Origin of the sequence: Aurantimonas litoralis (genome assembly GCF_026153195.1) — a bacterium.
In the GTDB taxonomy this organism is placed as follows: Bacteria; Pseudomonadota; Alphaproteobacteria; order Rhizobiales; family Rhizobiaceae; genus Aurantimonas; species Aurantimonas coralicida.
Genome location: NZ_JAPFBM010000002.1, coordinates 123,647 through 150,218, shown reverse-complemented (window position 1 = coordinate 150,218; position 26,572 = coordinate 123,647). Strand labels below are relative to the sequence as shown.

At 67.0% G+C, this 26,572-nt stretch carries 24 protein-coding genes; 7 read left to right on the top strand and 17 right to left on the bottom strand.

The window, feature by feature from the left end; genetic code table 11:
• Positions 1 to 21: 21 nt before the first annotated feature.
• Positions 22 to 870 (bottom strand): DMT family transporter, encoded by an 849-nt coding sequence (locus N7I30_RS05625; protein ID WP_498637328.1) that lies wholly within the window; start codon positions 868 to 870, stop codon positions 22 to 24.
• 169 nt (positions 871 to 1,039) lie between these two features.
• On the opposite strand from N7I30_RS05625, the gene N7I30_RS05620 reads away from it, so the two are divergent.
• On the top strand, positions 1,040 to 2,743 hold the full coding sequence (locus N7I30_RS05620) for a mechanosensitive ion channel family protein (RefSeq protein ID WP_498637327.1): 1,704 nt from the start codon (positions 1,040 to 1,042) through the stop codon (positions 2,741 to 2,743).
• Here N7I30_RS05620 and N7I30_RS05615 read toward each other — a convergent pair.
• Positions 2,728 to 3,354, bottom strand: a complete 627-nt coding sequence (locus N7I30_RS05615) for a YitT family protein (protein WP_024349086.1) — start codon at positions 3,352 to 3,354, stop codon at positions 2,728 to 2,730. The genes N7I30_RS05620 and N7I30_RS05615 overlap by 16 nt on opposite strands.
• A gap of 3 nt (positions 3,355 to 3,357) precedes the next feature.
• Entirely contained in the window at positions 3,358 to 3,747 is a 390-nt protein-coding gene (locus tag N7I30_RS05610; RefSeq protein ID WP_228238144.1) for a SpoIIAA family protein, read from the bottom strand.
• 135 nt (positions 3,748 to 3,882) lie between these two features.
• On the opposite strand from N7I30_RS05610, the gene N7I30_RS05605 reads away from it, so the two are divergent.
• Positions 3,883 to 4,902 (top strand): ligase-associated DNA damage response exonuclease, encoded by a 1,020-nt coding sequence (locus tag N7I30_RS05605; RefSeq protein WP_498637324.1) that lies wholly within the window; start codon positions 3,883 to 3,885, stop codon positions 4,900 to 4,902.
• Between the two features lie 93 nt (positions 4,903 to 4,995).
• Here N7I30_RS05605 and N7I30_RS05600 read toward each other — a convergent pair whose 3' ends face one another.
• Positions 4,996 to 5,649 (bottom strand): class I SAM-dependent DNA methyltransferase, encoded by a 654-nt coding sequence (locus N7I30_RS05600; protein WP_498637322.1) that lies wholly within the window; start codon positions 5,647 to 5,649, stop codon positions 4,996 to 4,998.
• A gap of 531 nt (positions 5,650 to 6,180) precedes the next feature.
• Here N7I30_RS05600 and N7I30_RS05595 point away from each other — a divergent pair.
• Positions 6,181 to 8,166 carry a sensor histidine kinase gene (locus N7I30_RS05595; protein ID WP_498637321.1) on the top strand — a complete coding sequence of 662 codons (1,986 nt, stop codon included), beginning with the start codon at positions 6,181 to 6,183 and terminating at the stop codon, positions 8,164 to 8,166.
• Between the two features lie 56 nt (positions 8,167 to 8,222).
• On the opposite strand, the gene N7I30_RS05590 is transcribed toward N7I30_RS05595, so the two are convergent.
• The 8 genes from N7I30_RS05590 to tkt form a co-directional block, all read right to left on the bottom strand.
• Positions 8,223 to 8,996, bottom strand: coding sequence for an SGNH/GDSL hydrolase family protein (locus tag N7I30_RS05590; protein WP_498637319.1), 774 nt, complete (start codon positions 8,994 to 8,996; stop codon positions 8,223 to 8,225).
• A 94-nt stretch (positions 8,997 to 9,090) separates the two neighbouring features.
• Positions 9,091 to 10,284: a phosphoglycerate kinase gene (locus N7I30_RS05585; RefSeq protein ID WP_498637317.1), complete on the bottom strand. Its 1,194-nt coding sequence runs from the start codon at positions 10,282 to 10,284 to the stop codon at positions 9,091 to 9,093.
• A 212-nt stretch (positions 10,285 to 10,496) separates the two neighbouring features.
• Positions 10,497 to 12,302: a potassium/proton antiporter gene (locus N7I30_RS05580; protein ID WP_187390376.1), complete on the bottom strand. Its 1,806-nt coding sequence runs from the start codon at positions 12,300 to 12,302 to the stop codon at positions 10,497 to 10,499.
• Positions 12,303 to 12,574: 272 nt separating this feature from the next.
• Entirely contained in the window at positions 12,575 to 13,903 is a 1,329-nt protein-coding gene (locus tag N7I30_RS05575; RefSeq protein ID WP_024349078.1) for a TRAP transporter large permease, read from the bottom strand.
• Positions 13,904 to 14,503, bottom strand: a complete 600-nt coding sequence (locus N7I30_RS05570) for a TRAP transporter small permease subunit (RefSeq protein ID WP_277020266.1) — start codon at positions 14,501 to 14,503, stop codon at positions 13,904 to 13,906.
• 75 nt (positions 14,504 to 14,578) lie between these two features.
• The gene (locus tag N7I30_RS05565) at positions 14,579 to 15,604 is read right to left on the bottom strand and encodes a TRAP transporter substrate-binding protein (protein WP_370266228.1); all 1,026 of its coding nucleotides are present in this window, start codon (positions 15,602 to 15,604) and stop codon (positions 14,579 to 14,581) included.
• Positions 15,605 to 15,991: 387 nt separating this feature from the next.
• A complete protein-coding gene (gap, locus tag N7I30_RS05560; RefSeq protein WP_024349075.1) occupies positions 15,992 to 17,008 on the bottom strand; it encodes a type I glyceraldehyde-3-phosphate dehydrogenase in 1,017 nt (338 codons plus the stop codon).
• A gap of 145 nt (positions 17,009 to 17,153) precedes the next feature.
• Positions 17,154 to 19,157, bottom strand: a complete 2,004-nt coding sequence (tkt, locus tag N7I30_RS05555; protein WP_498637314.1) for a transketolase — start codon at positions 19,155 to 19,157, stop codon at positions 17,154 to 17,156.
• 317 nt (positions 19,158 to 19,474) lie between these two features.
• Here tkt and N7I30_RS05550 point away from each other — a divergent pair, with 317 nt between their 5' ends.
• The 4 genes from N7I30_RS05550 (at position 19,475) to N7I30_RS05535 (ending at position 21,806) form a co-directional block, all read left to right on the top strand.
• The gene (locus N7I30_RS05550; protein ID WP_024349073.1) at positions 19,475 to 19,759 is read left to right on the top strand and encodes a DUF4164 domain-containing protein; all 285 of its coding nucleotides are present in this window, start codon (positions 19,475 to 19,477) and stop codon (positions 19,757 to 19,759) included.
• Between the two features lie 15 nt (positions 19,760 to 19,774).
• Positions 19,775 to 20,134 (top strand): cell division protein ZapA, encoded by a 360-nt coding sequence (locus N7I30_RS05545; RefSeq protein WP_187390371.1) that lies wholly within the window; start codon positions 19,775 to 19,777, stop codon positions 20,132 to 20,134.
• Between the two features lie 68 nt (positions 20,135 to 20,202).
• Positions 20,203 to 21,120, top strand: a complete 918-nt coding sequence (locus N7I30_RS05540) for an alpha/beta hydrolase (protein WP_498637311.1) — start codon at positions 20,203 to 20,205, stop codon at positions 21,118 to 21,120.
• Positions 21,117 to 21,806 carry a GNAT family N-acetyltransferase gene (locus N7I30_RS05535; protein ID WP_498637309.1) on the top strand — a complete coding sequence of 230 codons (690 nt, stop codon included), beginning with the start codon at positions 21,117 to 21,119 and terminating at the stop codon, positions 21,804 to 21,806. The genes N7I30_RS05540 and N7I30_RS05535 overlap by 4 nt, the downstream gene beginning before the upstream one ends.
• On the opposite strand, the gene N7I30_RS05530 is transcribed toward N7I30_RS05535, so the two are convergent.
• The 5 genes from N7I30_RS05530 to N7I30_RS05510 form a co-directional block, all read right to left on the bottom strand.
• Positions 21,807 to 22,931 (bottom strand): extracellular catalytic domain type 1 short-chain-length polyhydroxyalkanoate depolymerase, encoded by a 1,125-nt coding sequence (locus tag N7I30_RS05530; RefSeq protein ID WP_498637307.1) that lies wholly within the window; start codon positions 22,929 to 22,931, stop codon positions 21,807 to 21,809.
• Between the two features lie 332 nt (positions 22,932 to 23,263).
• Positions 23,264 to 23,725, bottom strand: a complete 462-nt coding sequence (locus N7I30_RS05525; RefSeq protein ID WP_498637305.1) for a hypothetical protein — start codon at positions 23,723 to 23,725, stop codon at positions 23,264 to 23,266.
• A gap of 137 nt (positions 23,726 to 23,862) precedes the next feature.
• A complete protein-coding gene (locus N7I30_RS05520) occupies positions 23,863 to 24,843 on the bottom strand; it encodes a 2-hydroxyacid dehydrogenase (protein ID WP_024349067.1) in 981 nt (326 codons plus the stop codon).
• A gap of 52 nt (positions 24,844 to 24,895) precedes the next feature.
• Entirely contained in the window at positions 24,896 to 25,915 is a 1,020-nt protein-coding gene (locus tag N7I30_RS05515; protein WP_498637303.1) for a LacI family DNA-binding transcriptional regulator, read from the bottom strand.
• 94 nt (positions 25,916 to 26,009) lie between these two features.
• A complete protein-coding gene (locus tag N7I30_RS05510) occupies positions 26,010 to 26,492 on the bottom strand; it encodes a MarR family winged helix-turn-helix transcriptional regulator (protein WP_498637301.1) in 483 nt (160 codons plus the stop codon).
• Positions 26,493 to 26,572: the final 80 nt, after the last annotated feature.

Below are 26,572 nucleotides of genomic sequence, written 5' to 3'. Positions count from 1 at the left end.
GCGTCCCGCCGATGTCCCGTCTCAGCGTCGGCGTGTCGAAAGCGCGAAGGCGATGCCGCCGAGAACGAGGCCGGCCGCGATGACGAAGCGCAGGCCGAGGTCCTCGGAGAGGAACAGGACGCCGCCCAGGGCGGCGATGATCGGCACGGACAATTGCACGATGGCCGCCGACAGCGCGGTGAGGCCCTTCAGCGCCCGATACCACAGGACATAGCCGAGACCGGAGGTGACGGCGCCCGAGACGATGGCGATGAGGAGCCCGGCACCGCCGATGCCCGCCTGAAACAGCGAGAGCGCAACGAGCGGCAGCGCCAGCGGAACGGTGCGGATGAAGTTGCCGGCGGTGGCGCGGGTGGCGTCGGCCGCACCCCGGCCGTGCAGCGAATAGACGCCCCAGGCAATGCCGGAGACGATCATCAGCGCGGTGCCGAGCGGATCGGGCCGGGTAAGGCCGGGGACCAGCCACCAGACGAAGGCCCCGGCCGCCACGACGAGGCCCAGCGCCTCGCGGGTGCCGGGCCGCTCGCCCCGGATGAGGCCCCAGCCGATCATCGAGGCCTGCACTGCGGCGAAGAGGATCAGCGCACCGACGGCCGCGCCAAGCTTCAGATAGGCAAGGGAAAAGGCGAGGGCGTAGACGAAGAGCGCCAGCGCCGATGCCCAGCTCCCTTCCAGCGTGCGCCAGCGCACCGGCGTTTGGCCCCGTGCCTTCAGGAGAATGAACGCCAGGACCAGCGCGCCGGAGAGAAGCCGCAGGCCGGTGAAGCCCGCCGCGTTGATGGCGCCGTCGGCGAGAGCAAGGCGCGCCAGCAGCGAATTGCCGGCAAAGGCGATCATTGCCGCAACGGTCAGCCAGATGGTCGCTGTCATGAAATTGCGCCGCCTTGTCTCGTCGGGTCGCGTGCGTCCGCGGACCGGTTTCGTGGACAGGCTCCGGCGGGCCGGATCGCCGTTGCTGCAATTGCTAAGCTAGGCGAAGGGGCCCGGCTGCCTAGTTAGGCAGACTTCTCGACCACGAACCCTCAGTCCGGGCCCGCCGATGCGCTTGCTTGCAGTCTTCCTCATCCTTCTCGCGACGCTGACCGGTGCCGCCGCCCAGGACAGTGCGCCGACCCGTTACTACGAGATCGACACGCTGAACAGCGGGCTGCCCCCGGCCGAGGCCTATATCGGTCACGAGACTCCGCAGGGGATGATGGAGAGCTTCGTCGCCGCCGCCAATGCCCGGAACTGGGAGATGGCGACCCATATGCTGGACCTTTCCGACATCGACCCGGCGCTGCAGGCCGAGATGGGACCGGTGCTGGCGAAGCGGATGTTCGACATCGCGGAGAACGGCATGTGGCTCGACTGGGGCGATCTGTCGGACCGGCCCGACGCGATGGCGACCAACGTCGCGGCTGAGAACCCGATGGCCGGAGAGCCACGGCGCAACATCCGGCTGGCGATCCTCGAACTGCCGGACCGGCCGGTCTCGGTGCGGATCGCGCGGGTCAAGCCTGCGGATGGCGAGCCGGTCTGGCTGTTCTCCCGGCAGACCGTCGGCAACATTCTGGCCCTCCACGAAATCTACGGGCCGACCCGGTTCGAGCAGTCGCTGCCGGGCTTTCTGCGGGAACGCGCCTTCTGGACGCTGGCCTGGTGGGAGGTGGTGGCGCTTCCGCTGGTTCTCCTGATTGCCATCGGCGCCGCCTTCCTGGTCCATGCCTGGGTCGGCCGGGTGAAGTGGCGGCAGCCGTCGCGTATTGCCCGGCGGATCCTCGACTCCATCCAGATGCCAGTCGCGCTGATGGCCTGCGTCGGCACCTTCTCGCTGGTGAACACGCTGCTGTTCACCTTCTCCGGGGCGGTGAACCGGTTCCTGACGCCGTTGCAGTCGACCCTGTTCGTCATCGCGCTCGCCATGATCGGCGTGCGCATCGTCGATGCCGTCCTCGACCGCGTCGTGCAGCGCAACGTGGAGGCGCTCGGCGATTCCGAAGCGGCCGAGCAGCGCGATCTCTACACCAACATCTCGGCGGCCCGGCGCGTCGCCATCGTGCTGGCGCTGGGCGCCGGCGTGTCGCTCGTCCTGATCCAGACCAATGCGTTCGAATCCCTCGGCTTCTCGCTGCTGGCCTCGGCCGGCGTGATCGGCTTGGTGCTCGCCTTCGCCGCCCGCTCGGTGCTGGCCAACATCATGGCGAGCCTGCAGATCGCGCTGGCCAAGACCGCCCGCATCGGCGACGCGGTGCTCTACGACGACCAGTGGTGCTACGTGGAGAAGATCAACTTCACCTACATTCAGCTGCAGACCTGGGACAACCGGCGGCTGATCGTGCCGGTCAACGAGCTGGTCTCCCACACCTTCGAGAACTGGACCAAGCAGGATTCCAGCATCACCAAGATCGTGGCGCTGCGGCTGGACCACCGGGCCGATGTCGACCGGCTGCGCGAGGCCTTCCAGGAGTTCGTCCAGAACGACGAGGACGTCATCAACCGGGAGACGGCCGACGTCTATGTGGTCGACCAGGACCGTTCCGGCATGCTGGTCTGGTTCCTCGCGGCGGCCTCCGATCCCTCCACCGGCTGGACGATGCAGTGCCGCCTGCGCGAGACGATGCTGAAGGCCGTGGTCCGGCTGGAGGCGGAGAATGGCGGACCTGGCACGGACCGCGCCGTCTACCTGCCGCGCGAGCGTGAGGAGCTGGTGGCCGCCGTCGACCCGCGCGATGGCGACGGTTCGCGTCAGGCGGCGATGTAGCGGTCAGGCCGGTGATTGACGGCGAGCCACAGGTTCAGCACCAAGGCGCCGATGATCGAATAGACGATGGCGACCGGGTCGGCGACGGCGAAGGACAGGACCAGGATCACCAGATCGACGGCGAGCTGCGTCAGTCCCGCCTTCCAGCCCAGCCGGTCCTGCAGGTAGATCGCCAGGATGCCGACGCCGCCAAGGCTGGCCCGGTGGCGGTAGAGGGCGAGAAGCCCGTAGCCGATCAGGACGCCGCCCAGCACCGCACCGACCAGCGGATTCACCGCGCCAAGCGTGAAATATTCCGGCTGCAACGCCGTCAGTACGGACAGGCAGGCGACGGCGAGGAAGGTCTTGATGGTGAAGGCCCAGCCGAGGCGGGTGATCGCCAGGCCGTAGAAGGGCAGATTGATCAGGAAGAACACGATACCGACATTCCAGCCGGTGGCGTAGGAGACGATCAGCGCCAGGCCGGCCGTGCCGCCGGTGACGAAGCCGAGATGGGCGAGGATCGACAGGCCGATCGTGACCATGAGGGCGCCGGTGAGAATGCCCTGCGCATCCTCGAGCGGCGAATGGTGGGTGGCCGTTGCCGACCAGCGTCCGAAACCCGAGGTCATGGCTCAGAAGGTCGCCGCGGGGTTGCCGTTCTTCACCCAGAGACGGGCGATATCATCGTCCGCGAGGGCAAAGGCCTTGATGTCGACCATGGGCATGGCGAGGTCCTGCAGCCCGACCAGCGAGCGCACCCAGCTCTTGTCGGTGACCACCGCGACGCGGCGGAAGCGCGACAGGTCGCGGAAGCGGCCGAGGGAATATTGCAGGTCGCGGGCGATCGCGGCAGGGGTGAACATGCCGACCTCGCGCACGATGACGAGGATCGACAGCGCGCCGGGCCGTTCGGCGAGCTTGGTGTCGACCACCGCGATGACGCGCTCGACGTCGTCCTTGTCGATGCGCCCGTCGATCTCGAAGGCGATGACAGCGTCGGATTCGGGAATGATGGTCAGCATCGGTCGGACTCGAATGGTGGCGGATCGCTCCTTCCAGCATAATCTGTTGCGCTGCGAAAGGAACCACGATGCGCGCCGGGCGATTTGGCTTTGCCGGCGCAGCCGACCCCGCAGCATCGCCACGAGGAATTTCGCATGCGTCCCGACGAATTGCTGCGACCGACGCCGGAAGGGCTCTACTGCCCGCCGGGCAGTTTCTTCATCGATCCGGTGCGCCCGGTCGAGCGGGCCCTGATCACCCATGGCCATGCCGACCATGCCCGCTCCGGCCACACCAAGGTCATGGCGACGCGCCAGACCCTGGCGATCATGGCCGTTCGCTATGGCGAGGAGTTCTGCGTCGAACGGCAGGAGGCGGCGATCGGCGAGACGGTCCGCATCCGCGACGTCGACGTGACGTTTCACCCGGCTGGCCATGTGCTGGGTTCGGCGCAGATCGCGGTGTCCCACAAGGGACTGACCATCGTGGCGTCCGGCGACTACAAGCGGCGTGCCGATCCGACCTGCGCCGGCTTTGAGCCGGTGCCCTGCGACGTCTTCATCACCGAGGCGACCTTCGCCTTGCCGGTCTTCCGCCATCCGGACACGGCGGGGGAGGTGGACAAGCTGCTGACCTCCGTGGCGCAGTTTCCCGAGCGCGCGCATCTGGTCGGCGCCTATGCGCTGGGCAAGGCGCAGCGGGTGATCAAACATCTGCGCGATGCGGGCTACGACGCCCCGATCTACATCCACGGCGCGCTGAAGAAGCTCTGCGACTTCTACCAGAGCGAAGGCATCGACCTCGGTGAATTGCGCCCCGCGACCGTCGACGCAAAGGCGGGCACGGCGAAGGCGGCCTTTGCCGGGACGGTGGTGGTGGGGCCGCCCTCGGCCTTTGCGGACAAATGGGCCCGGCGGTTTCCCGATCCGGTCTCGTGCTTCGCGTCGGGCTGGATGCGGGTGCGCCAGCGCGCCCGGCAGCGCGGCGTGGAACTGCCGCTGATCATTTCGGACCATTGCGACTGGGACGAATTGACCGAGACGATCGACGAGATCGGGCCGCAGGAGGTCTGGGTCACCCATGGCCGCGAGGAGGCGCTGGTGCGCTGGTGCGAACTGCGCCAGACGCGCGCCCGGCCGCTGCATCTGGTCGGCTACGAGGACGAGGCCGAATAGAGCGGGCTTGCGTGGACCGGGCTCTGGCCTGAAGAAAAAGGGCGCTCCGGCCAGTGCAGGGGCGCCCTCATGCGTTCAGTTCGGCGGACGGCCTCAGGCCCGCGGACCGCGGCCGTAGATCCAGTAATGCGCGCCTTCCTCGGCGATGTAGCGGGCGTTGGGGATCTCCATCACCAGTCTGACGAGGCCCTCTTCCTCCAGCTGCCTGCTCACGGCGGCGTAGTCGGACGCGTCGAGATAGCTGTTGCGGGTCGAGATCACCATCAGGCCGTCGGCCTTGAGATACCGCGCCATCCGGGTCAGCGCGCGGGGTTCGACATGGCCGAGGGTGAAGACGCCGGCACAGACGATGATGTGGTATTGCTGCTCAAGCGGGTTCTCGTGATCTTCGTTGAGGTCGATGCCGCCGGCGAGCCTGCCGTAGACGCCGGTTTTCGCCGCGATGTCGACCATCTCGTTGGACAGGTCGAAGCCGTCGACGTGGCGAAAGCCGCGCTTGCGCAGTTCCTCGCCGGCAAGGCCGGTCCCGCAGCCGGCATCGAGAACCGACACCTCGCCGGGTGCCTTGTTGAGATAGGCCTCGGCCACGAGCAGGGCAGTCGAGGCGACGACGCGCGGACAGCCATAGTCCTGGTCGCCGACATCCTTGTCGTAACGGCCGGCCCAGCCGGCGTAATAATCGTTCAGCTTGTCCGGGTCGCCATCAAGGGCGTGCGAGGCATGAATCGTGCTGACGGAATCGTGCAAATGTCGTCTCCTGTCGATTGCGGTGCCATGACGCACTGCACATACCACGGGACGCAAATGGTTATAACCGTTGTGGCGCGAGACGATGTCCGGTCAGCGAGTAATATCCGGCCCGCATCATCGGTAAGCGCTTGATCGCAAACCATTGATCGACTTCCCGCAAATTTATCCGCGATCGCAAACTTCGCAGATGCAATCGGTGCTCCGCGGTGGCCGAAAAATTTGCTGATGCGATATTACCCGGTTCACCGGCCGAGACATTCGTGTCTATTCGAGGACTGTCCGATCTCGCGCGATATGGTTTTTATGTCATCGGCTTAGCGTGCGTGTTCTCGCGCTGATCGGCGCGGGGGCATCCGCTTGTCTTCGGCGAGGGCCGGTGCTTCTCGGACTGCACTTCATTCCAGCGCTTCCGGGGCGGCGCGTCCGGCAGGATGCCGTCATGTCCGGCAGGCCGCCGGGTTGTGGATCGTGGCCGGTGCGTTCAAACTTGCCCCTGTCCTGCCATTGGGGTGGGGGGGACAAAACGGCATGTGGTCCTTTCGAACGGTTTTGACGTCGACGCTCGTCGCGCTGCAGGTCGTTGCCTTGCTGGCGATCCTGGCGCTGACCTATTTCGCGTCGCAGAACGTGCTCTTGTCCTATGCCGAGCAACTGACGCAGCGGGTCGCCGACGACACCACCACCTTCACCCAGAACTTCCTCAACCCCGCGGACGATGCGGCGGCGCTGTCCCAGCGTCTGGCCGAAAGCCCGGTCCTCGGCACGTCGGACCGCCCGGCGCTGGAGCGTTATTTCTACGAAATCCTGCGATCGCGCATCGATTTCGCCGGCATCTTCTACGGTGCCGCCGATGGCTCGTTCATCTATGTCAGCCGCGACACCACCGTGGAGGGCGCCCAGTACCGGGTGAAGCGGATCGCGACGCAGCCGACCCGGACGGTGGAGCTGGTCTATCTGACGGAGGATCTGCGGCCGGTGTCGCGGCGCCGCGACGATGCCGATACCTACGATCCGCGCACGCGGCCCTGGTACGTGAAGGCGTCGATGAGCCGAGAAGTGGTCTGGACCGACCCCTACATCTTCTTCTCGTCGCAGCGGCCGGGGATCACGGTCGCGACACCGGTGCGGGCGGACGATCGGCTGGGCATGCGCGGGGCGGTCGGCATCGACATCGAGATCCATGCGCTGTCGAGATTCCTGGACGGTCTGAGGATCGGCGAGCGCGGGTCGGCCGCAATCGTCTCGCAATCGGGCGAAGTGATCGCCCACCGCGACTCGTCCTTCCTGCTGGCCGAGGACGTCTCCGGCGGGCAGCGCTTTGCCCGAGTCTGGGAAATCGACGATCCGGCACTGGCCCAGGCGGTTAGCACCCTGCCGGGCGGTCTCGCCAGCGTGAAACCGGGCGAGACGCGGCTGACCCGTTTCGAGGCCAACGGGGAGAACTGGCGTGGCGCGGTCAAGCGGCTGGCCGGGTCGCGGACCCCCTGGGCGGTCGTTACCTACCTGCCGGAGAGCGACATTCTCGGACCGATCCACAGCGTCCGCAACATCGGAATTGCTGTGGTCGCGGGCGTGGCGGCACTGACCGCGCTGCTTGGCGTGCTTCTGGCACGGGCCCTGACGCGGCCGCTCGGCGCCCTAGCGTCCCAGGCGGAACGCATCTCGGAGGGTGATTTCGGGGACATCCCGTTGCCGTCCATGTGGACCAAGGAGCTGGCGGGGACCCGGCAGGCGATGCGCCGGGCGACGAGCTGGCTACGGGACTATCGGCGCGAAAACGAGACGCTGACCGAACAGCTGCGCGAGGCGGGCCGTGTGCTGGAGCGGCGGGTCGAGGAGCGCACCGAGGAACTGGAGGTGGCCAATCGCGGGCTCGAAAAGGCCCACGGCAATGCCGAGATGCTGACCCACGAGCTCGATCACCGGGTGAAGAACCTCTTCGCCATCACCGCCTCGCTGGTCACACTGGCGGCCAAGCACGCCACCACCCCCATGGAGGCGGCGGACGAGGCGCGCGGGCGGATCAACGCGCTGGCCCGGGCCCATGCCGATACGCAGAGCGCCCGCGAAACGCAGCTCGCCGGGATCGTGACGAGCGTTCTGAAGCCTTATGCGGGGATCGACGAGGTCAAGCTGACCATCGAGGGCGACCCGGTGACGGTCTCCTCGTCTTCCGTCACCCCGCTTGGCCTGATCCTCTACGAACTGGCGACCAATGCGGCCAAATACGGTGCGCTGCGCGGGAGCGGCGGCGTCCTGGAGGTTCGCTGGTCGGCGGCCGGCGATGGCGCGGTGCGGATGGTGTGGGCGGAAACGCCGACCGAGCCCCCGACGGGCGATGATGTCGATCAGGCACAGCACACCGGCTTCGGCTCGGTGATGCTCGACGCCATGGCCAGCCGCCTGAATGCGGGTATCCAGCGACAGATCAGCCCGGAAGGCCTGCGGGTGATCCTGACCATGGAAAAGCTGGAAGAGCATGCCGGGCCGCGACCCGCAAACGTCGATGCCTGAGGGCAGGACCGGTCGCGCATGGCAGCGTGTGCACTTCTGAGGGCGTGATCGGCCGTTCAGTCCGGCGCGGTCTCGGGTGAACCGGCCGAGGCACCGGAGCTCCACGCAGCCGCATCGCCGACGACATAGGTCACCAGATGGTTGGCCACATAGGCGTAGCCCTCGATCGAGGCATGGAAGCCGTCGCGCGAGAAGCCGGCGGGTTCGACGCGGGGCAGGGTGGTGGCCGAGATGGCGCCGCGCTCGGCGCAGAGCCGCGCGCCCATGCGGCGCACGATGCGGGCGCGCAGTTCCAGCACCGTGGCAAGGCCGCGGGGCAGCGCCGGGACCCTCTCGAAATCGACGGGCGGCGACCAGACGATGCGGGCGTCCGGCCATTTGGCCTTGAGGGCGTAGAGCAGCGTCCCGAACGCCTTCTTGAAGCGCAGGGTACCGTGGAAGTTCTTGGCGTCGTTGGTGCCGATCATCAGGACGATATGGGTGAAGGGCTCGTCCAGATGCGGCACCACGTGATCGCGGATGTCCGCCGAGACGGCGGAATTGGAGCCGGCGGCGCGCCAGAAGACATCCCGGCCGGACAGCGCGTAGAGCCGTTCGGCGAGTTTCGGCGCCAGGCTGTCCTCGATGACATCCACGCCTACACCGGCGGCCGAGCTGTCGCCGATGACCAGCAGGCGGATCGGGGCGTCTGTCCCGGCGGACGTTCCGCAGAGACCGCTGTGGCGGCCGGCTGGCGGCACCATGCGCTCGACGCGCCGGCGCACGCCGAGGCCCTGCCAGACATAGACCGGAAACAGGAGCCAGGAGAGGAAGGCGTCGCCAATGGCCATGCGGCGGCTCCGTCGTGTTGCGAAATCGAAAACGGGTCGGGATGGGTCCGAGACGGACCCGCCGCAGCGGCTGACCGCCGCGGCGAAGTCCGGATCAGGCCTTCAACACCTCGACACCGGGCAGGGGCTTGCCTTCCATCCATTCCAGGAAGGCGCCGCCGGCGGTTGAGACATAGGTGAAGTCGTCGGCGACACCGGCCTGGTTGAGCGCCGCGACGGTATCGCCACCGCCGGCGACCGAGACGAGGTCGCCGGCCTTCGTACGACGGGCGGCATGGCGGGCGGCCGCCATGGTGGCGGCATCGAAGGGCTCGATCTCGAAGGCGCCGAGCGGGCCGTTCCAGACCAGCGTCTTCGCCTTGTCGAGCCAGCCGGAGACCAGTTCGACGGTCTTCGGCCCGGCATCGAGGATCATCGCATCGGCGGGAACGGCATCGACGGCGACGGTCTCGTTGGCGGCGCCGGCCTTGAACTCGCGGGCAACGACCGCATCCACCGGCAGGACGATCTCGCAGCCGGCGGTCTTCGCCGCGTCCAGGATCGACCGGGCGGTGTTGGCCAGATCATGCTCGCAGAGCGACTTGCCGACATCGATCCCCTGCGCGGCGAGGAAGGTGTTCGCCATGCCGCCGCCGATGACCAGCGCATCGACACGCGTCACGAGATTGCTGAGGAGATCGATCTTGGTCGAGACCTTGGCGCCGCCGACCACGGCCACCACCGGGCGTTCGGGATTGCCAAGACCCTTTTCCAGCGCTTCCAGCTCGGCCTGCATGGTGCGGCCGGCATAGGATGGCAGATGGCGGGCGAGGCCCTCGGTCGAGGCATGGGCGCGATGGGCGGCCGAGAAGGCGTCGTTGACGAAGATGTCGCCGAGCGAAGCAAGCTGGCTGGCGAAATCCTCGTCGTTCTTCTCTTCGCCGGCATGGAAGCGGGTGTTCTCGAGGAGGACGACATTGGCGTCCTTCAGCGCCGCGACGATGCCGGCAGCGACGGGTCCGACGCAATCATCGGCAAAGCCGACGGGCGTGCCGAGCATCTGCGACAGGACGGGTGCCAGCGGCTCCAGCGACATCTCCGGGTTCGGCTGTCCCTTGGGGCGACCGAAATGGGCGAGAAGGATGACGCGGCCGCCCTTGTCAGCGATCTCGCGGATGGTCGGCAGGATCCGCTCGATGCGGGTGCGGTCGCCGACCTCGCCGTCCTTGATCGGCACGTTCAGGTCGACCCGCAGCAATACGCGCTTGCCGGTGACGTCGGCATCGTCGAGCGTCTTGAACTGCGTCATGGTGGTTCTCCTCATGGAAACACGCCGAGGGGCGCCGGATCAGGCCAGAAGGACGCCGGCGATCTTGGTGGACCGTCCGCGTCCCGTCGATAGGCGGGTACCCCGTCGAAAGCGCCCGGGCGGTGCCGCAGGCGCCGAAGGCGATGTAGCGCGGGAGGCCGAGCGAGGGCAACGGCGTTGGCGCGCTGGCGGCCGGTTTTCGCCCCTAAGCCTCAGTCCGCCTTGCGTCGGCCCAGCACCTTGTGCGCCAGTGCCAGCAGATCGCGGAGATTGAGGAAGAGCGGGATCTGGCCGCCGCGCCCGCCCTCCGGCTCCAGCGACAGGCCGGCACTGACGACGTTGCCGTCGACGCCGACCTCGCGGACGATCAGTTCCACCGGCCGCACCGTGACCCGGTCGCCATATTCGGCGCGGCCCCCGAGGCGCGCGATCATCATCTGCGAGATCGACAGATCCGCCTCGGCGTCCGACACGCGGGCACCATAGGCAACGGCAAGGCCGCTGGCCGGCGAGGCGGGATCGACGGTGAACTCGCCGAAGAACTCGGCATCGTCCGGGCTCACCCGCGCGGGGCTGGCGAAGAGCCGGTCGAGCAACGGCGGATAGCGCTGGGAGATGAAGAGATAGACGTAGTCGCCGGCCCGCAGTCGTCCGGCATACTGGTAACGCATGGACTGGCCGTCGCGAATGACCAGCGAGGGACGGGCCCAGCGCGGAATGCGCTCGCCGCGGGCCACCGGGCTGTCGGGGACCACACGGTAGGACAGGAGCTCGTGATTGGCGGTGCCCGGCAGTTCGAGCTCGACCTTCTCGATCGGCCCGATCCGCGGCGGGACGACGAGGCCGAGGCGGCGGGCGACGAGGCCCAGCGTCCAGCCCTGCACGAGCAGCGAGGCGAGGACGATGATGAAGGCGGTGTTGAAGAACAGCCGCGCCTCGTCGAGGCCGCCGATCAGCGGCACGATGGCCAGAAGGATCGAGACCGCGCCGCGCAGGCCGACCCAGGAGATGAAGGCGCCTTCGCGGCGCTGGAAATCGAAGGGCAGGAGACACAGCCAGACCGCGAAGGGCCGCGCGACGAAGATCAGGAAGGCCGCCAGCGCGATGGCCGGCAGGAGGATGGCGCCGAACTCCGACGGCGTCGCCAGCAGGCCGAGGATCAGGAACATGACGATCTGCGCGAGCCAGGTCAGCCCGTCCTGGAAGCGCTTGAGGCTGGGGGCGCTGCGCAGGCCGCTATTGGCCGCGTAGAGACCGGCGATATAGACGGCCAGGAAGCCCGAGCCGTCCACGGCTCCCGTTGCGGCGAAGACCAGCATGGCGAGGGCGAGGGTGAAGATCGGCAGGAGACCGCGATCGATCGCCAGCTTTGAGACCAGCGTGCGGATCAGCCAGCCACCGGCAAAGCCGAAGGCAACGCCGAGCCCCATCTGGCGCACGAAGCCGAGGAAGACGTCCGCGCCGAGTTCGTCCAGTCCCGTGCCCGACGACAGCAACTCGACCAGCGCGATGGTCAGGAAGATCGCCATCGGATCGTTGGTGCCGGATTCGATCTCCAGCAGCGAACGGACGCGCTCGCGGATGGTGATGCCGCCAACGCGCAGGAGAAAGAACACGGCCGCCGCATCGGTCGAGCCGACGATGGCGCCGAGCAGCATGCCTTCGAGGATCGGCAGGCCCAGGAGCCATGATGCCGCGAAGCCGAACAGGATCGCGGTGATGAGGACGCCGACCGTCGCCAGCATGACCGCCGGCACCGCGGCCTGGCGGAAGGATTGGAGGGACGTGCCGAAGCCGGAATCGAACAGGATGATCGCCAGCGCCAGTGTCCCGACGAAATAGGCGAGGTCGGCATTGTCGAAGTCGATGCCCAGTCCGTCGACGCCGGTCAGAAGGCCGATCGACAGGAACAGAAGCAGGAGGGGTGCGCCGAAGCGGAAGGCGAGGAGGCTGGAAAACGCGGCCAGCAGGATGAGGACGGTGCCGACGAGGATGACGAGGTAAAGCGATTCGAGCATCGGCGGGATCGGCAGTCCTTCTGACGAGGGCTGAGCCCGCGCGCCGCCTCCGGGGCTGAACGCCGCGCCGTCGGCGGCCGAAGGGCCACGAGACCCAGCATATAGCCGGCCCGCGGCCGGTATCCACTCGGACAGGTCTCCTGACGCCGAAAATCTGCGGCAGCGTGTCGGATGGGCGCCGGGTTCGGCGAACATGGTTGCCGTCACATGAAAAAGGCCGGCCCGCCAAGATGGCGGACCGGCCTCGATGCCTTGCAGGCCTGTGCTGCGGTCTAGCGCCCGGTGATGCCCGGGAACATGATCAGCACGGCAAGCGCCAGGATCTGCAGCGCAATGAACGGCAGCAGGGCCTTGAAGATGTCGCCGAGCGAGATCTCCGGCGGCGCGACGCTCTTCAGGTAGAAGGCGGCCGGGCCGAAGGGCGGCGACAGGAACGACACCTGCATGTTCATGCAGAACAGGACACCGAACCAGATCGGATCGTAGCCCAGCTCGACGATGATCGGCACGAAGATCGGCAGGGTCAGCAGCGCGATGCCGACCCAGTCGAGGAACATGCCGAGCACGAACAGGATCAGCATCATGAACAGGAGCACGTAGAGCGGCTCGTCCGAGATGCCGATGATCAGCGACGACACGAAGTCGATGCCGCCCATCAGGTTGAACACGCCGACGATGGCGCTGGCGCCGATGCCGATCCAGACGATCATGCCGACGGTGGCCAGCGTCTGCATGGCCGCGCCGCGCAGCAGCTCGAAGGTGAACTCGCCGCGCACGATAGTGGCAAGAAGCACGCCGCCGACGCCGATGGCCGATGCTTCGGTGACCGAGGCGATGCCGCCATAGATCGAGCCGAGCACGAAGGTGACGACCAGAAGCGGCAGGATCAGGCCCTTGAGCAGCGAGATCTTCTGCGACAGCGGGATGATTTCCGGATCGGGATCCGGCACCGCGCCCGTGGTGAAATACGCCCGGAACAGGATGTACAGCACGTAGAAACTGGCCAGCATCACGCCCGGCAGGAAGGACGCGGTGAACAGCGCGCCGATCGAGACGTTGGCGGCCAGGCCGTAGACGATCAGGACGATCGAGGGCGGGATCATCGTGCCGAGCGCGCCACCGGCGCAGACGACACCGATTGACAGGCTGCGGTCGTAGCCCAGACGCAGCATCTGCGGCAGCGCCAGGAGCCCGAGCAGCACGATCTCGCCGCCGATGATGCCGCTCATCGCCGCCAGGATGACCGCCACGAAGATGGTCTGGATCGCCACGCCGCCGCGAATGCGGTTGGAGATCAGCTTCATGGCGTCGAACAGGTCGCGCGCAATGCCGGATCGATCGAGGATCGCCGCCATCAGCACGAACATCGGCACCGAGACGAAGATGAAGGACGAGACGAAACTGAACACCCGGCTGGTGATCAGCGGCACCGCCATCGGGCCGAACCAGCCGAGAGCGAAGATCAGCGCCACGAGAAGCGTGACGAAGGCGAGCGGCATGCCGGTCAGGAGCAACCCGAACAGCATGAGGAACATCACCAGGGTGCCGTAGCCGATGCCAAGCGCCTTGAGATTGATGCCGAGGTCGAGAATTTCGGCCATTTATGCGTCCTGCTTGGAACCGCGCCGTGCGCGACGAGCATGATTGACGGCCAGCACCACGAACTGGACGGCCAGAATGATCATGACGATGAACAGAAAGCCCTTCAGAAGGGCGGGGGTCGGCGGGTTCCAGGCGGACCCGGTGCCTTCCATGTGGAAAGCGCCGCTCGGGGTCCAGAACGAACCCTTGACCATGAGCCAGGAGGCCCAGGCGAAGAAGGCCGCCGAGATCGCGCTGATGACGTAGATGATCACGTCGAAGATGGTGCGCAGGCGGGGGCCGAGCGCGTCATAGATCAGCACGACACGGATGTGGCTGTCGCGGGCGGCGCAGAACAGGCCGCCGTAGATGAAGGCGATGGCGCACAGGAAGATGCTCAGCTCGTGCACCCAGTTGGTGGGGCTGTCGAGCGCGTAGCGCATGAAAATTTCGAACAGCAGAATGGCCGCCGCAAGGACGATGGCTGCGGCAAAGATGATGCCGACTCGCTCGATGCTGCGCCCGAGAATCCCCGCCTCGGGCGTGGTGTCTCCGGTGCCTTCGCTGGTGGCGCTGAGGTCCGGATCGCGTCCGTCCACGGCAATGGGGTCACGAGTCATGCTCGGATCGTCCTTGGTGAGGAAAAAAAGGCGGACGGGGCGCGCTGCCCCGTCCGCCGGTCATACTCGGTCTGCTTACTGTGCGGCGAGAAGGCCTTCCTTCTCGAGATACGTCGTCAGGGTGTCGTACACCTTCTGCGCGTTCTCGGACTGGCTGGCCTGCTTCTCCCACTCGCCGATGGCGATCTTGCGGAACTTCGCACGCTCCTCGTCGGACCAGTCGTGGATCGTGGCGCCCTGCGCCTTGGCTTCCTCGACAGCCTTGCTGTTCTTGTCGGCCAGCGCGGCGTTCTGGCGCTGTGCCAGCTCGACGACCGATTCCTCGAGGGTCTTCTGGACGTCCTCGGACAGCGCATCCCACTTCTGCTTGTTCATCGAGAACTCGATGAGCGGCATGGAGTGGAAGCCCGGGAAGACCGGGTGCTTGGCGATCTCGTTGAGGCCCTGCGCCTGGTTGACGTGGAAGACGCTGTAGTCGGCCGCGTCGACGACGCCCTTGTCGAGGGCGGTGAAGACTTCCGAGGTCGGCAGGTTCACCGGCGAGGCGCCAGCGGCCGCGAAGATGTTCTGCACGAGACCGGCCGGAGCGCGCAGCTTCAGACCCTTCAGGTCATCGACGCCCTCGAGCGGGACCGACGAGACGAAAGCCTCGAGGCCTGGGGTGGTGCCGCCGAAGAAGTGCGTGCCATAGGGCTCGACCAGCTCGTTCATCAGCTCCTTGCCGCCGCCCTCGTTGAGGAACTTCAGCATCTGCTGCGGGTCCGACCATGCGCCGACCGGGTTGGCGATCAGGCCGAAGGCCGCGTCCTTGCCGGCGAAATAGGAGGTGTCGGTGATGTGGCCGTCGAGGATGCCGGCGCCGACCGCGTCGAGGGTTTCCTGAAAGTCGACGACTGCGCCGACCGGCAGGAGCTCGATGGAGACCTTGCCACCCGTCTCCTCGCTGACGCCGTCAGCCCATTCCTTGTAGAGCTGGTAGTTCGCATCGCCGGCCGGATCGCTCGACTGGAACTTCAGCGCGACTTCCTGCGCCATGGCGCCCGTGGTCAGAACGGCAAATGCCGCGCCGGTCAGAAGGGCCTTAATAGTTGTATTGAGCAAGTTGCTTCTCCCTGAGCGTCTTGTGTCGTCTACGAAACCCACTTTCGCGAGCAATGACATCCGGTGCGCAACCTCCGCGCCGATCCGGAATTCCGTAGCTGGCCGCGCACCATACGGCGGTCGGCTGTGGCGTCAACGGAAAACTTGGTTTCCCACATCCGTGGTTAAGTCGCCCGCCCTGAATAGTATAAATCCGCGCCATTGCTGCTTAATTGCGCAGCTGCGCACAGAAACATGCAAGCAAGAATAATATATCCGCCGCGAATCCGTCCCGTTCGCGCTACTCCGGCGGCCTGTACGACACCGGACGGGCCAAGCCGGGACGTGAAGCGGGGCCGCCCGTCAGGGCAGCCCCGCACGCTCCTCGTCGGTCGCGACCCGCCTCGCTCAGCCCGCGTTGGCGAGCGCGATGGCGGTGTCGGACATGCGGTTGGAGAAGCCCCATTCGTTGTCGTACCAGGACAGGATGCGCACGAAGGTGCCGTCCATGACCTTGGTCTGGTCCATGTGGAAGACCGAGGAATGCGGGTCGTGGTTGAAGTCGCACGAGACGTTCGGGGCGTCGGTGTAGCCGAGAATGTTCTTCAGCGGGCCGTCGGCGGCGGTGCGGATGGCGTTCTGCACTTCCTCGACGGTGGTCTCGCGCTTGGCGATGAAGTTGAAGTCGACGACCGAGACGTTGGGGGTCGGGACGCGGATGGCGACGCCGTCGAGGCGACCCTTGAGCTCAGGCATCACCAGCGCGACGGCCTTGGCGGCACCGGTCGAGGTCGGGATCATCGACAGGGCGGCGGCGCGGCCGCGGTAGAGATCCTTGTGCATGGTGTCGAGCGTCGGCTGGTCGCCGGTATAGGAATGGATCGTCGTCATGAAGCCCTTGTCGATGCCGATCGCGTCGTTGAGGACCTTGGCGACCGGGGCCAGGCAGTTGGTCGTGCAGGAGGCATTGGAGACGATCGTGTCGTCGGCGGTCAGCGTGTCGTGATTGACGCCATAGACGATGGTCTTCTCGGCGCCGGCCGTACCGGAGAGGGGGCCGGAGATCAGCACCTTCTTCGCGCCGGCTTCCAGATGGGCCGAGGCCTTTGCGGGATCGGTGAAGATGCCGGTGCACTCGAGGGCGATGTCGACGCCGAGTTCCTTCCAGGGCAGGTTCTTCGGGTCGCGCTCGGCGGTCACGCGGATCGGACCGCGGCCAACGTCGATGGTGTTGCCGTCGACCGTGACGGTGCCCGGGAAGCGGCCATGGACGCTGTCGAAGCGGATCAGATGCGCATTGGTCTCGACCGGGCCGAGATCGTTGATGCCGACGACCTCGATGTCGGTGCGGCCGGATTCGATGATGGCACGCAGCACATTGCGGCCGATGCGGCCGAAGCCATTGATTGCAACGCGAACTGTCATGATCCGTCTCCTGTGGTGGCGCGCGGCCGTACCCGCCGGGCATCTCGTTCGCCATGGCCTCTACAGAAGCGGGCGGCTGGGATCAATATTGCCGGCGGTCAGCAATTCTTATGGTCCGGATGACTTTCCGTGATGACGGAAAGCGTCAGCTTTCCTCGGGCTCCGGGGCCAGGCGCGCACGCACGGCCGCGACCACCGCTTCGGTGGTGATGCCGAAATGCTCGTAGAGCTCGGACGCGGGGCCCGAGGCGCCGAAGCCGTCCATGCCGATGAAGATGCCGTTGCGGCCGACGAAATGATCCCAGCCCTGCCGCACGCCGGCCTCGATGGCGACCTTGAGGCCGCCATTGTCGAGCATGGCGCTGCGATATTCCGGGCTCTGCCTATCGAACAGCTCGAAGCAGGGGACGGAGACGACGCGGGTGGGGATGCCGTCGGCTTCCAGGATGGTGCTGGCGGCCAGCGCGATCTGGACCTCCGAGCCGGTGGCATAGATCGTGACCTCGGCGTCGCCCGAGGTCGAGCTGATCTCGTAGGCGCCGCGGGCGCTCTTGTTCTCGTCGTGCTGGTCGAGCCGGAGGGTCGGCAGGTTCTGGCGGCTGAGGGCGAGCACTGATGGCGCATTGCGCGATTCCAGCGCGAGCTGCCAGCATTCCAGCGTTTCCACCGCGTCAGCCGGGCGGAATACCTGCATGTTCGGCATGGCGCGCAGCGAGGCCAGATGCTCGACCGGCTGGTGGGTCGGGCCGTCCTCGCCAAGGCCGATGGAATCATGGGTCAGCACATAGACGACCCGCAGGCCCATCAGGGCCGACAGGCGCATGGCGCCGCGGGCATAGTCGGAGAAGACGAGGAAGGTGCCGCCATAGGGAATGATGCCGCCATGCAGGGCGAGGCCATTCATCGCGGCAGCCATGCCGTGTTCGCGAATGCCGTAATGGACGTAGCGGCCGGCATAGTCGCCCGGCACGATCGCTTCGGTCTGGCTGGTGCGGGTGTTGTTGGACCCGGTGAGATCGGCCGAGCCGCCGATGGTCTCGACGACCACGGCGTTGAGGACCTCGAGCGCCAGTTCCGAGGCCTTGCGGGTGGCGATCTCCGGCCGCTCCTCGTTGAAGCGTCGCTTGCAGCGCTGCAGCGCCTGGGTGAAGCCGCTGGGCAGGTCGCCGCGGACCCGGCGCTCGAACTCGCCACGGGTCTCGGCGTCGATCTCGGCGAAGCGACGCTCCCATTCCTTGCGGTGGGTCGACGAGCGCAGACCGGCGAGGCGCCAGCGATCGAGGATCGCGGCGGGAATCTCGAACGGCGCGTGCTCCCAGCCGAGCGCCTCGCGCATCTGGGCGATCTCATCGGCGCCGAGCGGCGCGCCATGGGCCTTGGCGCTGCCGGCCTTGGTCGGCGCGCCGTGGCCGATGGTGGTCTTGCAGGCGATCAGGGTCGGGCGGTCGCTGCCCTGCGCGGCGGTGATCGCCTCGGCGATGGCCTCCGGGTCGTGACCGTCGCAGCGCAGGGTGTTCCAGTTGCAGGCGGCAAAGCGTGCCATCTGGTCGGTGGAATCCGACAGGGCGACGTCGCCATCGATGGTGATGCCGTTGTCGTCCCACAGGACGATCAGCTTCGACAGGCGCAGATGGCCGGCGAGCGCGATGGATTCCTGGCTGAGGCCCTCCATCAGGCAGCCGTCGCCGGCGAGCACATAGGTGCGGTGGTCGACGATCGCATCGCCGAAGCGGGCGTTCATGATCCGCTCGGCAAGCGCCATGCCGACGGCGTTGCCCAGACCCTGGCCAAGCGGACCGGTGGTCGTCTCGATGCCCTCGCAATGCTTGTATTCGGGATGGCCGGCGGTCTTCGAGCCAAGCTGGCGGAAGGCCTTGAGATCGTCGATGCCGACGCCGTCATAGCCGAGCAGATAGAGCAGGCTGTAGAGCAGCATCGAGCCGTGGCCGGCCGAGAACACGAAGCGGTCGCGGTCGGCCCAGTGGGGGGCGCGCGGATCGAAGGTCAGGAATCGCGAGAACAGGACGGTGGCGATGTCGGCCGCGCCCATGGGCAGGCCGGGATGGCCGGAATTCGCCGCTTCCACGGCGTCGGCCGACAGGAAGCGGATGGCATTCGCCATGTCGCGGTGCGTGTCGGGTGACGTCATGTTCTGCTCCGGTAGCGCTTGGAAGCTGGGCGTTCCGGCGGTGCCGAGACCGGCGGCAAACATCATACGGGCATCGTGCTGTCAACAAAGGCAAAGTCGCAGATCGCGCCGCAGTCGCGCCGGCCGGGTGAGGCCATTCGCCAGGCGGGTGGCTGGGAAAGCGCGGGACGAAGAGATTGCACCGCCCGAAAATCGCCTGCACTTTTGGCGGCAATGGTTTAGTGCTCCACATGGACATTCGCCGGCAAGGGACGGCGGAACATGATGGAAATGCGTTTGGGGACCGGCCCTGCCCGGTCGCGAGGGGAGATGGAGCCATGTCGGCCGAGGAGGGTTTCGAGGCGGCGCAACAGCGCCTTCGAACCGCGATCCAACGTCTGGACGATCTGGTGGAGCTGCGCCGTGAGCGGGAGGCCGCGGTGCGCGACGCCGAGGTCGAGATCCAGCGCATGACCGCCGACAGGGGTCGGCTGGCGAAGGAGCTGGACACGGCGCTGGCGCGCGGCGAACGGCTGGACCGCGCCAATCGGGACGTCTCGCGGCGTCTGGTCGATGCGATGGAGCGCGTGCGCTCCGTCCTCGACCGGCACAAATCGGCTTAAGCGGGAGAGCGTCGCATGCCCCAGGTGGTCGTGACCATCGACGACAAGACCTATCGCATGGCCTGCGGTGATGGCGAGGAAGCCCATCTGACCGAACTGGCGAAGGAGGTGGACCGCAAGATTGCCGGACTGCGCGACAGTTTCGGACAGATCGGCGATCTGCGGCTGACCGTCATGGCGGCGATCATGGCGACGGACGAACTGGCGGAAGCAAGGCGGCGGATTGCCGAGCTGGAATCGGGCATCGCCGCGAACGCGGCGCAGTCGGGCGAGAACGAGGACAGCCTGAAGGCCGAACGGGCGCGTTTCGTGGAAACGCTGAACGAAGCCGCAGCCTCGCTGGAGCGGATCGGCACCCATCTTGCCGAGAATTAAGGAAGTTCAATCAATTCAACCCGATGGCAGGATTGCTGCGGTCGGGCGCGGCGCTACATCACGGCGTCATGAGAGCTGACCTGTTCCTTCGTGCGTTATCGTCCCGCTGGCCACGGCGCGCCGCAATTCTTCTGTCGCTTGCGGTCGGGCTGGCCCTGTCGGGGTGTGCGGCCGTTCTCAATGCGGCGACCAGCGGCGACGGCTACGGCGTCGTCAGCGACATTCCCTATGGCAGCGGCGAGCGTGGCCGCTACGACCTCTACATTCCCGCGACCGTCACCGAGACGACGCCGCTGGTCGTCTTCCTCTATGGCGGCAGCTGGGATTCGGGCGACAAGGAGACCTATCTCTTCGTCGGCCAGTCGCTGGCCAGCGCCGGCATCATCGTCGCGATCCCCGACTACAGGCTCTATCCCGAGGTCCGCTTTCCCGGCTTCGTCGAGGACGCCGCCGAGGCCACGGCGCGGGCGATCGCCACGGTGCGCGGCGGGGCCTACGGCATGCCGGGCGGCGCGCACCCGGTCTTCCTGATGGGGCATTCGGCGGGAGCGGAGATCGCCGGCCTGCTGGCGACCAATGGCGACTGGCTGGCACGCGAAGGCGCGGCGATCGAGACGCTGGCCGGCTTCATCGGGCTTGCCGGACCTTATGACTTCCTGCCGCTGACCGAGGATCGCTACAAGCAGATCTTCCCGCAGGAGACCCGCTCGGCCAGCCAGCCGGTGAACTTCGTCGATGGCGACGAGCCGCCGATGCTGCTGATCGCCGGCGAGGACGACACCACCGTCAATCCGCAGAACACCCGTTCGCTGGCCACCAAGATGCGCGCACAGGGCGGCGATGCCACCGAGATCATCTATCCGGGCGTCGATCATATCGGGGCGATCACGTCCTTCGCCACGGCGCTGCCGCTGAACGACGAGACGATCCGCGACCGCACGCTGCTGTTCATCCGCGAGCGCAGCCATCAGGAGACCGCCCGGTGAGCGATCTTTCAGGCTACAGGAGCCGGGCGGCGCCCGGAACGACGCCGCTGGTCGGGCGATCGGTGACGGTCGAGCCGATCACCGACGACCGTCGTTTCGGCGAACTCTTTGCCGCCTACGGCCAGCCGGGCAACGAGAGCCTCTACGACTACCTGCCCTACGGGCCCTTCACGGACGCGCCGGCGTTCTCGGAATGGGCAAACCGCACCTACCTGTCCGGGGAAATGCTGTTCCACGCGCTGGTGCCGGCGACGAGCCGCCGGGCCGAGGGTGTCGCCGCCCTGATGCGGATGGACCGGCCGAATGGCGTGATCGAGATCGGCCATATCTGCCTGGCGCCGTCACTGAAGCGCACGGTCGCGGCGACGGAAGCGTTCTTCCTGCTGATGGGCCGGGTTTTCGACGACCTCGGCTACCGGCGCTTCGAGTGGAAATGCGACGATGGCAATGCGCCGTCCAAGCGTGCCGCGCTGCGGCTCGGCTTCACCCATGAGGGGCTCTTTCGCCAGCACATGATCGTCAAGGGACGCAACCGCGATACGGCGTGGTTCTCGATCCTCGACGGCGAATGGCCGGCGCTGCGCGCCGGTTTCGAGGCCTGGCTGGCGCCGGAGAATTTGGACGCTGCGGGACGGCAACGGCGCAGTCTCGAAGACATGCGCCGTGCCGTTGTCGCAGATCGCTGATCAGTCCGTCCGGGCGAAGAAGAACCGCAGCATTTCGCGGCTGGCATCGGGGCCGTTCGGGTCGGTGTAGGTTCCGGCCGAACTGCCGCCGGACCAGGCATGGCCCGCGCCTTTGATCGTCCAGTTTTCCAGCACTGCGCGACCATCGGCGTCGGTATGGAGGGTGCGCTGCCAGGCGACATCGCCTGCGGCCCGGCCATCTTCGCTCGTAACGCTGAAGCGGTTGCCGGCGCTGGCCTGCGTGATGACACTCTCGGCATTGGCGGGATGTACGGTCGTGTCGCCATCGCCGTGGAAGACGATGGTCGGCACCACCTGCCGCGAGACCGGCACCGTGGCGACGTTCGCGCCCTGCATGGCGGCGAAGGCCGAGGCCATGTCGCGCGCCGCGCCACGCGCCAGCCCCGAATGGACGCCGACGGCCGCGTAGAGTTCGGGATAGACAGCGCCCATGATCGCCGCGGCAGCGCCGCCGGCGGAGAGGCCTGCGACATAGACCCGGCCCGGATCCACCGCATGCTCGGCCATTATCTCCCGGGTGATGCCGGCGATGAGCGACGGTTCGCCCTGTTCGCGCATCTGGTCGGCGGCGGAGAACCAGTTCCAGCACTTCTTGACGTTCGCCGCCTTGGACTGCGCCGGATAGGCGACGAGGAAGCCCTGTTCTTCGGCCAGTTCGTTCATACGGGTTCCGGCGGCGAAATCGTCCGGCGACTGGGTGCAGCCATGCAGCATCACGACCAGCGGCACAGGACCTGCGGGAAGGCTGGTCGGGACATAGAGCTTGTAGTCGCGGCTGCCGGCGACGGCGCTGTAGCGGCGCGTCCGGAAGCGCGGATCGTCCTGGGCAGGCTTGGCCCGGGCCCTGCGGAAACGCGACTGTGCCGGTGCGGGTGTCTGCGAAGCAGTGGCCCCCGCAGCATTGCCGAACATCGCGCCCAGCATCGATCGGGCGACTTCGCCGGGATCGGGCATGGCGGTGTCGCCATCGGCAGTCTGGGGCGCCTTGGCGGCGTCGGACGCCCCGGGATGGCCCTTGCGCAGCAGCGCCATCGCCTCGCGCAGGCGGCCGCTGCGGGTCAGGCGCGTGACTTCCGCCATGTCGGACTGGGAGGGAATATGCATGGGCTCGATCCTTTGCTGCCGCGCCGCGCCACCATCGAGACCTCAGGTCTCACGGATGGTGCGTGGCTTCGGGGAGGGACGGGGCGGACAATCCTTCGATCGTCACACGCGCGTCGGTCTCCCGCGGCCAATGGATCGTGCTTCACATCACCATTCGCCAGAGCGGTAGATGGAAGGGTGGGCAGGCCGGTTCAATGGCCGGATGCTGCATTGCAGCAAAAACTGTCGCCGGGCACGCGCTGGCGAGCGTGCATCTGCGCGCGCCGGGCCGGTTGGGGCAAGTCTCAGCAGGGAGCGAAACGGACGGGGAAGCCCGAAGGAGCGCGTTCCGATCAGCCGCGCGAACGGACGATCGTCACCATGGCTTCGGACGGATAGATGGATTCGTAGAGGACGCCGTCGCCAGGCATGAAGCGGAGGACCGTCTGGCCATCGCTGTCGGCCAGTTCCAGTGAGCCGTCGCTGCTGGAGCGCCAGAGGGCGACATTCTGCAGATCGGGCGAGCCGGCGCAGTCGGGGCCGATGGGCGCCGGCGCGAAATGCCGTGCCGCGCTCTCGGGCGTCGCCATCTTGCAGGTCACGCCGCTGCGCAGGTCGATCAGCCGGATCGCGGCCGGACGCGAGGTGTCGCTGACGGTGGGCGCAATGGAGGCCGTGGTCATGGGATCGAGCCGTGCGTCGATGACGGTCGCGCCGGTGAAGGCGTCGGACGCAGGCGTCAGGGCACCCTGCAGATGCGCGATGACTACGGCGGCGGCAATTCCGGCGCCAAGAGCGGTTGCGGCGAAGTTCATGGAGGGCCCTTTTCTTCGTCAGGACCCATTATGATGCGAACAACCTTAAGCGAAGGTTGATGACCACCCTCGAATTTAGGAATGTGTTCAGGTCTGGTTCGGCACCGCACCCTTCGACGGGTGCGGTGCCGCATGGCTCAGCCCTTGCGGGCGATGCCGGCCTCGACCGATTCGGAGACCGGGGTCACCGGCGCGCGGCCGGAGAACCATTCGACCAGATTGCCGACGACCAGCTTGCCCATCTCGGCGCGGGTGTGGCGCGAGGCCGAGCCGACATGCGGCAGGAGCACGGTGTTCGGCAGCGCCTTCAGCCGCTCGGGCACATGCGGCTCCTTCTCGAAGACGTCGAGGCCGGCGGCGCGGATCGTGCCGTTCTCCAACGCCTCGATCAGGGCCGGCTCGTCCACCGTGGTGCCGCGGCCGATATTGACCAGGATACCGTCGGAGCCGAGCGCCTTCAGGACCTCGGCGTTGACCGCCTTTTCGGTGGACGCCCCACCCGGGGCCGCCACGATCAGCGTGTCGACGGACTTCGCCAGGCTCAGGAGGTCGGCGTGATAGGGGTAGGCCACGTCATCGCGCTTCGACCGGTTGTGGTATTCGATCTTGACGTCGAAGCCTTCCAGGCGGCGGGCAATGGCAAGGCCGATGCGGCCGAGGCCCATGATGCCGGCCGTGCGCCCGCGCAGGGTCGTCTGGGTCAGCGGGTACGGGCCCTCGCTCTCCCACTTGCCCTCGCGCAGGTGGCGCTCGGCGGCGCCGAGTTCGCGCGTCGTCATCAGGACGAGGGCGAGGGTGATGTCGGCCACCTCCTCGGTGAGGACCTCCGGCGTGTTGGTGACGACGACGCCCTTCTTCGTGGCATGGGCCGTATCGACGCCGTCATAGCCGACGCCGAAATTGGCGATCAGCTCGAGATTCGGAAGCGCGTCGATCATCGCGGCCGGCACCTGGCCCATCTGGGCGATGCCGCGGATCGCCTGGCGGCGCTCCTCCGACAGATCCTCCAGCTTGCGGCCGGCGAGATGCTCCACGTCGAACGTCGCCTTCAGGGTATCCAGCGTATCGGGGTTCATCTTGCCGGGGACCAGGATGGTAACGGCGGACAGGTCTGACATGTAGGCTTCCTCTTCTGCTTGTTGTCGTTCGTGTGGTGAAACCCGGACAGGCTCAGTCGGGCCAGCTGTAGTCGCTGGACTGGCGGACACGGAGCTCGGGGGTAATGAGGATGGTCTCGTCGGCGGCGGGCTGGCCGGCCAGGCGAGCCAGCAGCGCTTCGGCGGCGCGGCGGCCGACCTCGCTCTGGCCATTCGACACGGTGCATAGCGGCGGGGTGGCGATCGCCGCCTCGTCGATGTCGTCATAGCCGGTGACCGCGATATCGACGCCGGGACGCAGCCCGGCCCGCGACAGGCCGTACATGAAGCCGAGGGCGACGAGGTCGGAGAAACAGGCCGCGGCCGTCGGGCGGTTCTCGATCTGAAGAAAGGTCGCGGCCGCGTCGAAGCCGGAATGACGGTTGCGCGGTCCCTCGATCCGCCATTCGGGGCGAAATTCGATGCCGGCGCGCTCCAGCGCGGCCAGATATCCGGCCTCGCGGTCGCGACCGGTGGAGGTCAGCGCCGTGCCGCCGATCATGGCGATGCGGCGATGGCCGAGGGCGACCAGATGATCGACCGCCAGCCCCATGCCGTAGGAATCGTCGCCGCGAAAGCCGAGGACGCCCGAGCCCTCGACCGTGCGGGCGATCAGCGTCACCGGCAGGTCGTTCTCCTCGGGAAGGCGTATGTCGCTGGCCGGCGTGCCGATCGCCGGCGACAGGATCAGCCCGTCAGCGCCCAGCTGCAGCAGCGTGTCGACGAAGGAGCGCTGCTTGGCGAGGTCGTCATGGTGATTGCACAGGATGAAGGTCTGGCGCTGCCGATCGAGCTCGTTCTCGACGGATTTCAGGATCTCGCCGAAGAACGGGTTCATGATGTCGTGGACGCAGACACCGACAATGCCCGAGCGCGAGGTGCGCAGCGAGGCGGCGCGGCGATTGTAGATGTAGCCGAGTTCGCGGGCTGTGCATTTGATCCGCTCGCGGGTGACCTCGGCCACCAGCGGACTGTCGCGCAGCGCCAGCGAGACTGTCGCCGTCGACAGGCCCAGCGAATCGGCAATCGTCGAAAGTTTGACCTTTTGCGCCACTTACGCGGGCTCCTCCCGACGCCCAGTCGATCTATGGCCCAGACTGGCCGCCACGCAAAGCCCGCAGATGTCGTTGCAGGACGGAATGGTTGCGTCAGTCATCGTCCTCGGCGGTGGAGCTGGAGCCGGCGGGCGCCGGGGCGGCATTGCCGAGATTGGCGGTGACGCGTTCGAGGAGCTTGCGCAGGGTCTTGCGCTCCTTGTTGGAAAATCCCTTCAGCGCATCGCGCTCGACCCGCTTGCGGGACTTGCCAACCGCGTCGACGAGCGCCGCACCGCGTTCGGTCAGGTGGGCGTGATTCTGCCGTCCGTCGCTGTTGGAGAGGCGCTTTTCGACGAGGCCCTGGGCCGCCAGCCGCGTCACGGTCTTGGTGATGGTCGGCGGGCGCACGGACAGGCGTTCGGCCAGATCGCGCAGGGAAATGCCGTCTTCCTCGCCGATCGCCAGCAGGACCGCATCCTGACCGGGATAGACGTCGAGCAGTGCCAGGCGCTGGTACAGGGCCGTGCGGGCGCCGCGCGCCGCCAGGCTCAACTGAGTCGTCACGGAGCGTTTGCCGGTTTTCTTGCTGGCCATGGAACCCCGATCCGATTTCACGGGGGCAAAAATGACGAAGCCCCGCTATGTTGTCCACCTTGTTGGCCGCTGCGCGGTGG

What these genes read in the sequence shown, in the direction of transcription:
- N7I30_RS05590 (WP_498637319.1), bottom strand. Translation starts at nt 8,996, where the DNA reads ATGGCCATTGGCGACGCCTTCCTCTCCTGGCTCCTGTTTCCGGTCTAT.
- N7I30_RS05620 (WP_498637327.1), top strand. Translation starts at nt 1,040, where the DNA reads ATGCGCTTGCTTGCAGTCTTCCTCATCCTTCTCGCGACGCTGACCGGT.
- N7I30_RS05575 (WP_024349078.1), bottom strand. Translation starts at nt 13,903, where the DNA reads ATGGCCGAAATTCTCGACCTCGGCATCAATCTCAAGGCGCTTGGCATC.
- N7I30_RS05570 (WP_277020266.1), bottom strand. Translation starts at nt 14,503, where the DNA reads ATGACTCGTGACCCCATTGCCGTGGACGGACGCGATCCGGACCTCAGC.
- N7I30_RS05510 (WP_498637301.1), bottom strand. Translation starts at nt 26,492, where the DNA reads ATGGCCAGCAAGAAAACCGGCAAACGCTCCGTGACGACTCAGTTGAGC.
- N7I30_RS05525 (WP_498637305.1), bottom strand. Translation starts at nt 23,725, where the DNA reads ATGAACTTCGCCGCAACCGCTCTTGGCGCCGGAATTGCCGCCGCCGTA.
- N7I30_RS05540 (WP_498637311.1), top strand. Translation starts at nt 20,203, where the DNA reads ATGAGAGCTGACCTGTTCCTTCGTGCGTTATCGTCCCGCTGGCCACGG.
- N7I30_RS05580 (WP_187390376.1), bottom strand. Translation starts at nt 12,302, where the DNA reads ATGCTCGAATCGCTTTACCTCGTCATCCTCGTCGGCACCGTCCTCATC.
- tkt (WP_498637314.1), bottom strand. Translation starts at nt 19,157, where the DNA reads ATGACGTCACCCGACACGCACCGCGACATGGCGAATGCCATCCGCTTC.
- N7I30_RS05585 (WP_498637317.1), bottom strand. Translation starts at nt 10,284, where the DNA reads ATGACGCAGTTCAAGACGCTCGACGATGCCGACGTCACCGGCAAGCGC.
- N7I30_RS05610 (WP_228238144.1), bottom strand. Translation starts at nt 3,747, where the DNA reads ATGCTGACCATCATTCCCGAATCCGACGCTGTCATCGCCTTCGAGATC.
- N7I30_RS05550 (WP_024349073.1), top strand. Translation starts at nt 19,475, where the DNA reads ATGTCGGCCGAGGAGGGTTTCGAGGCGGCGCAACAGCGCCTTCGAACC.
- N7I30_RS05530 (WP_498637307.1), bottom strand. Translation starts at nt 22,931, where the DNA reads ATGCATATTCCCTCCCAGTCCGACATGGCGGAAGTCACGCGCCTGACC.
- gap (WP_024349075.1), bottom strand. Translation starts at nt 17,008, where the DNA reads ATGACAGTTCGCGTTGCAATCAATGGCTTCGGCCGCATCGGCCGCAAT.
- N7I30_RS05605 (WP_498637324.1), top strand. Translation starts at nt 3,883, where the DNA reads ATGCGTCCCGACGAATTGCTGCGACCGACGCCGGAAGGGCTCTACTGC.
- N7I30_RS05615 (WP_024349086.1), bottom strand. Translation starts at nt 3,354, where the DNA reads ATGACCTCGGGTTTCGGACGCTGGTCGGCAACGGCCACCCACCATTCG.
- N7I30_RS05625 (WP_498637328.1), bottom strand. Translation starts at nt 870, where the DNA reads ATGACAGCGACCATCTGGCTGACCGTTGCGGCAATGATCGCCTTTGCC.
- N7I30_RS05520 (WP_024349067.1), bottom strand. Translation starts at nt 24,843, where the DNA reads ATGTCAGACCTGTCCGCCGTTACCATCCTGGTCCCCGGCAAGATGAAC.
- N7I30_RS05595 (WP_498637321.1), top strand. Translation starts at nt 6,181, where the DNA reads ATGTGGTCCTTTCGAACGGTTTTGACGTCGACGCTCGTCGCGCTGCAG.
- N7I30_RS05545 (WP_187390371.1), top strand. Translation starts at nt 19,775, where the DNA reads ATGCCCCAGGTGGTCGTGACCATCGACGACAAGACCTATCGCATGGCC.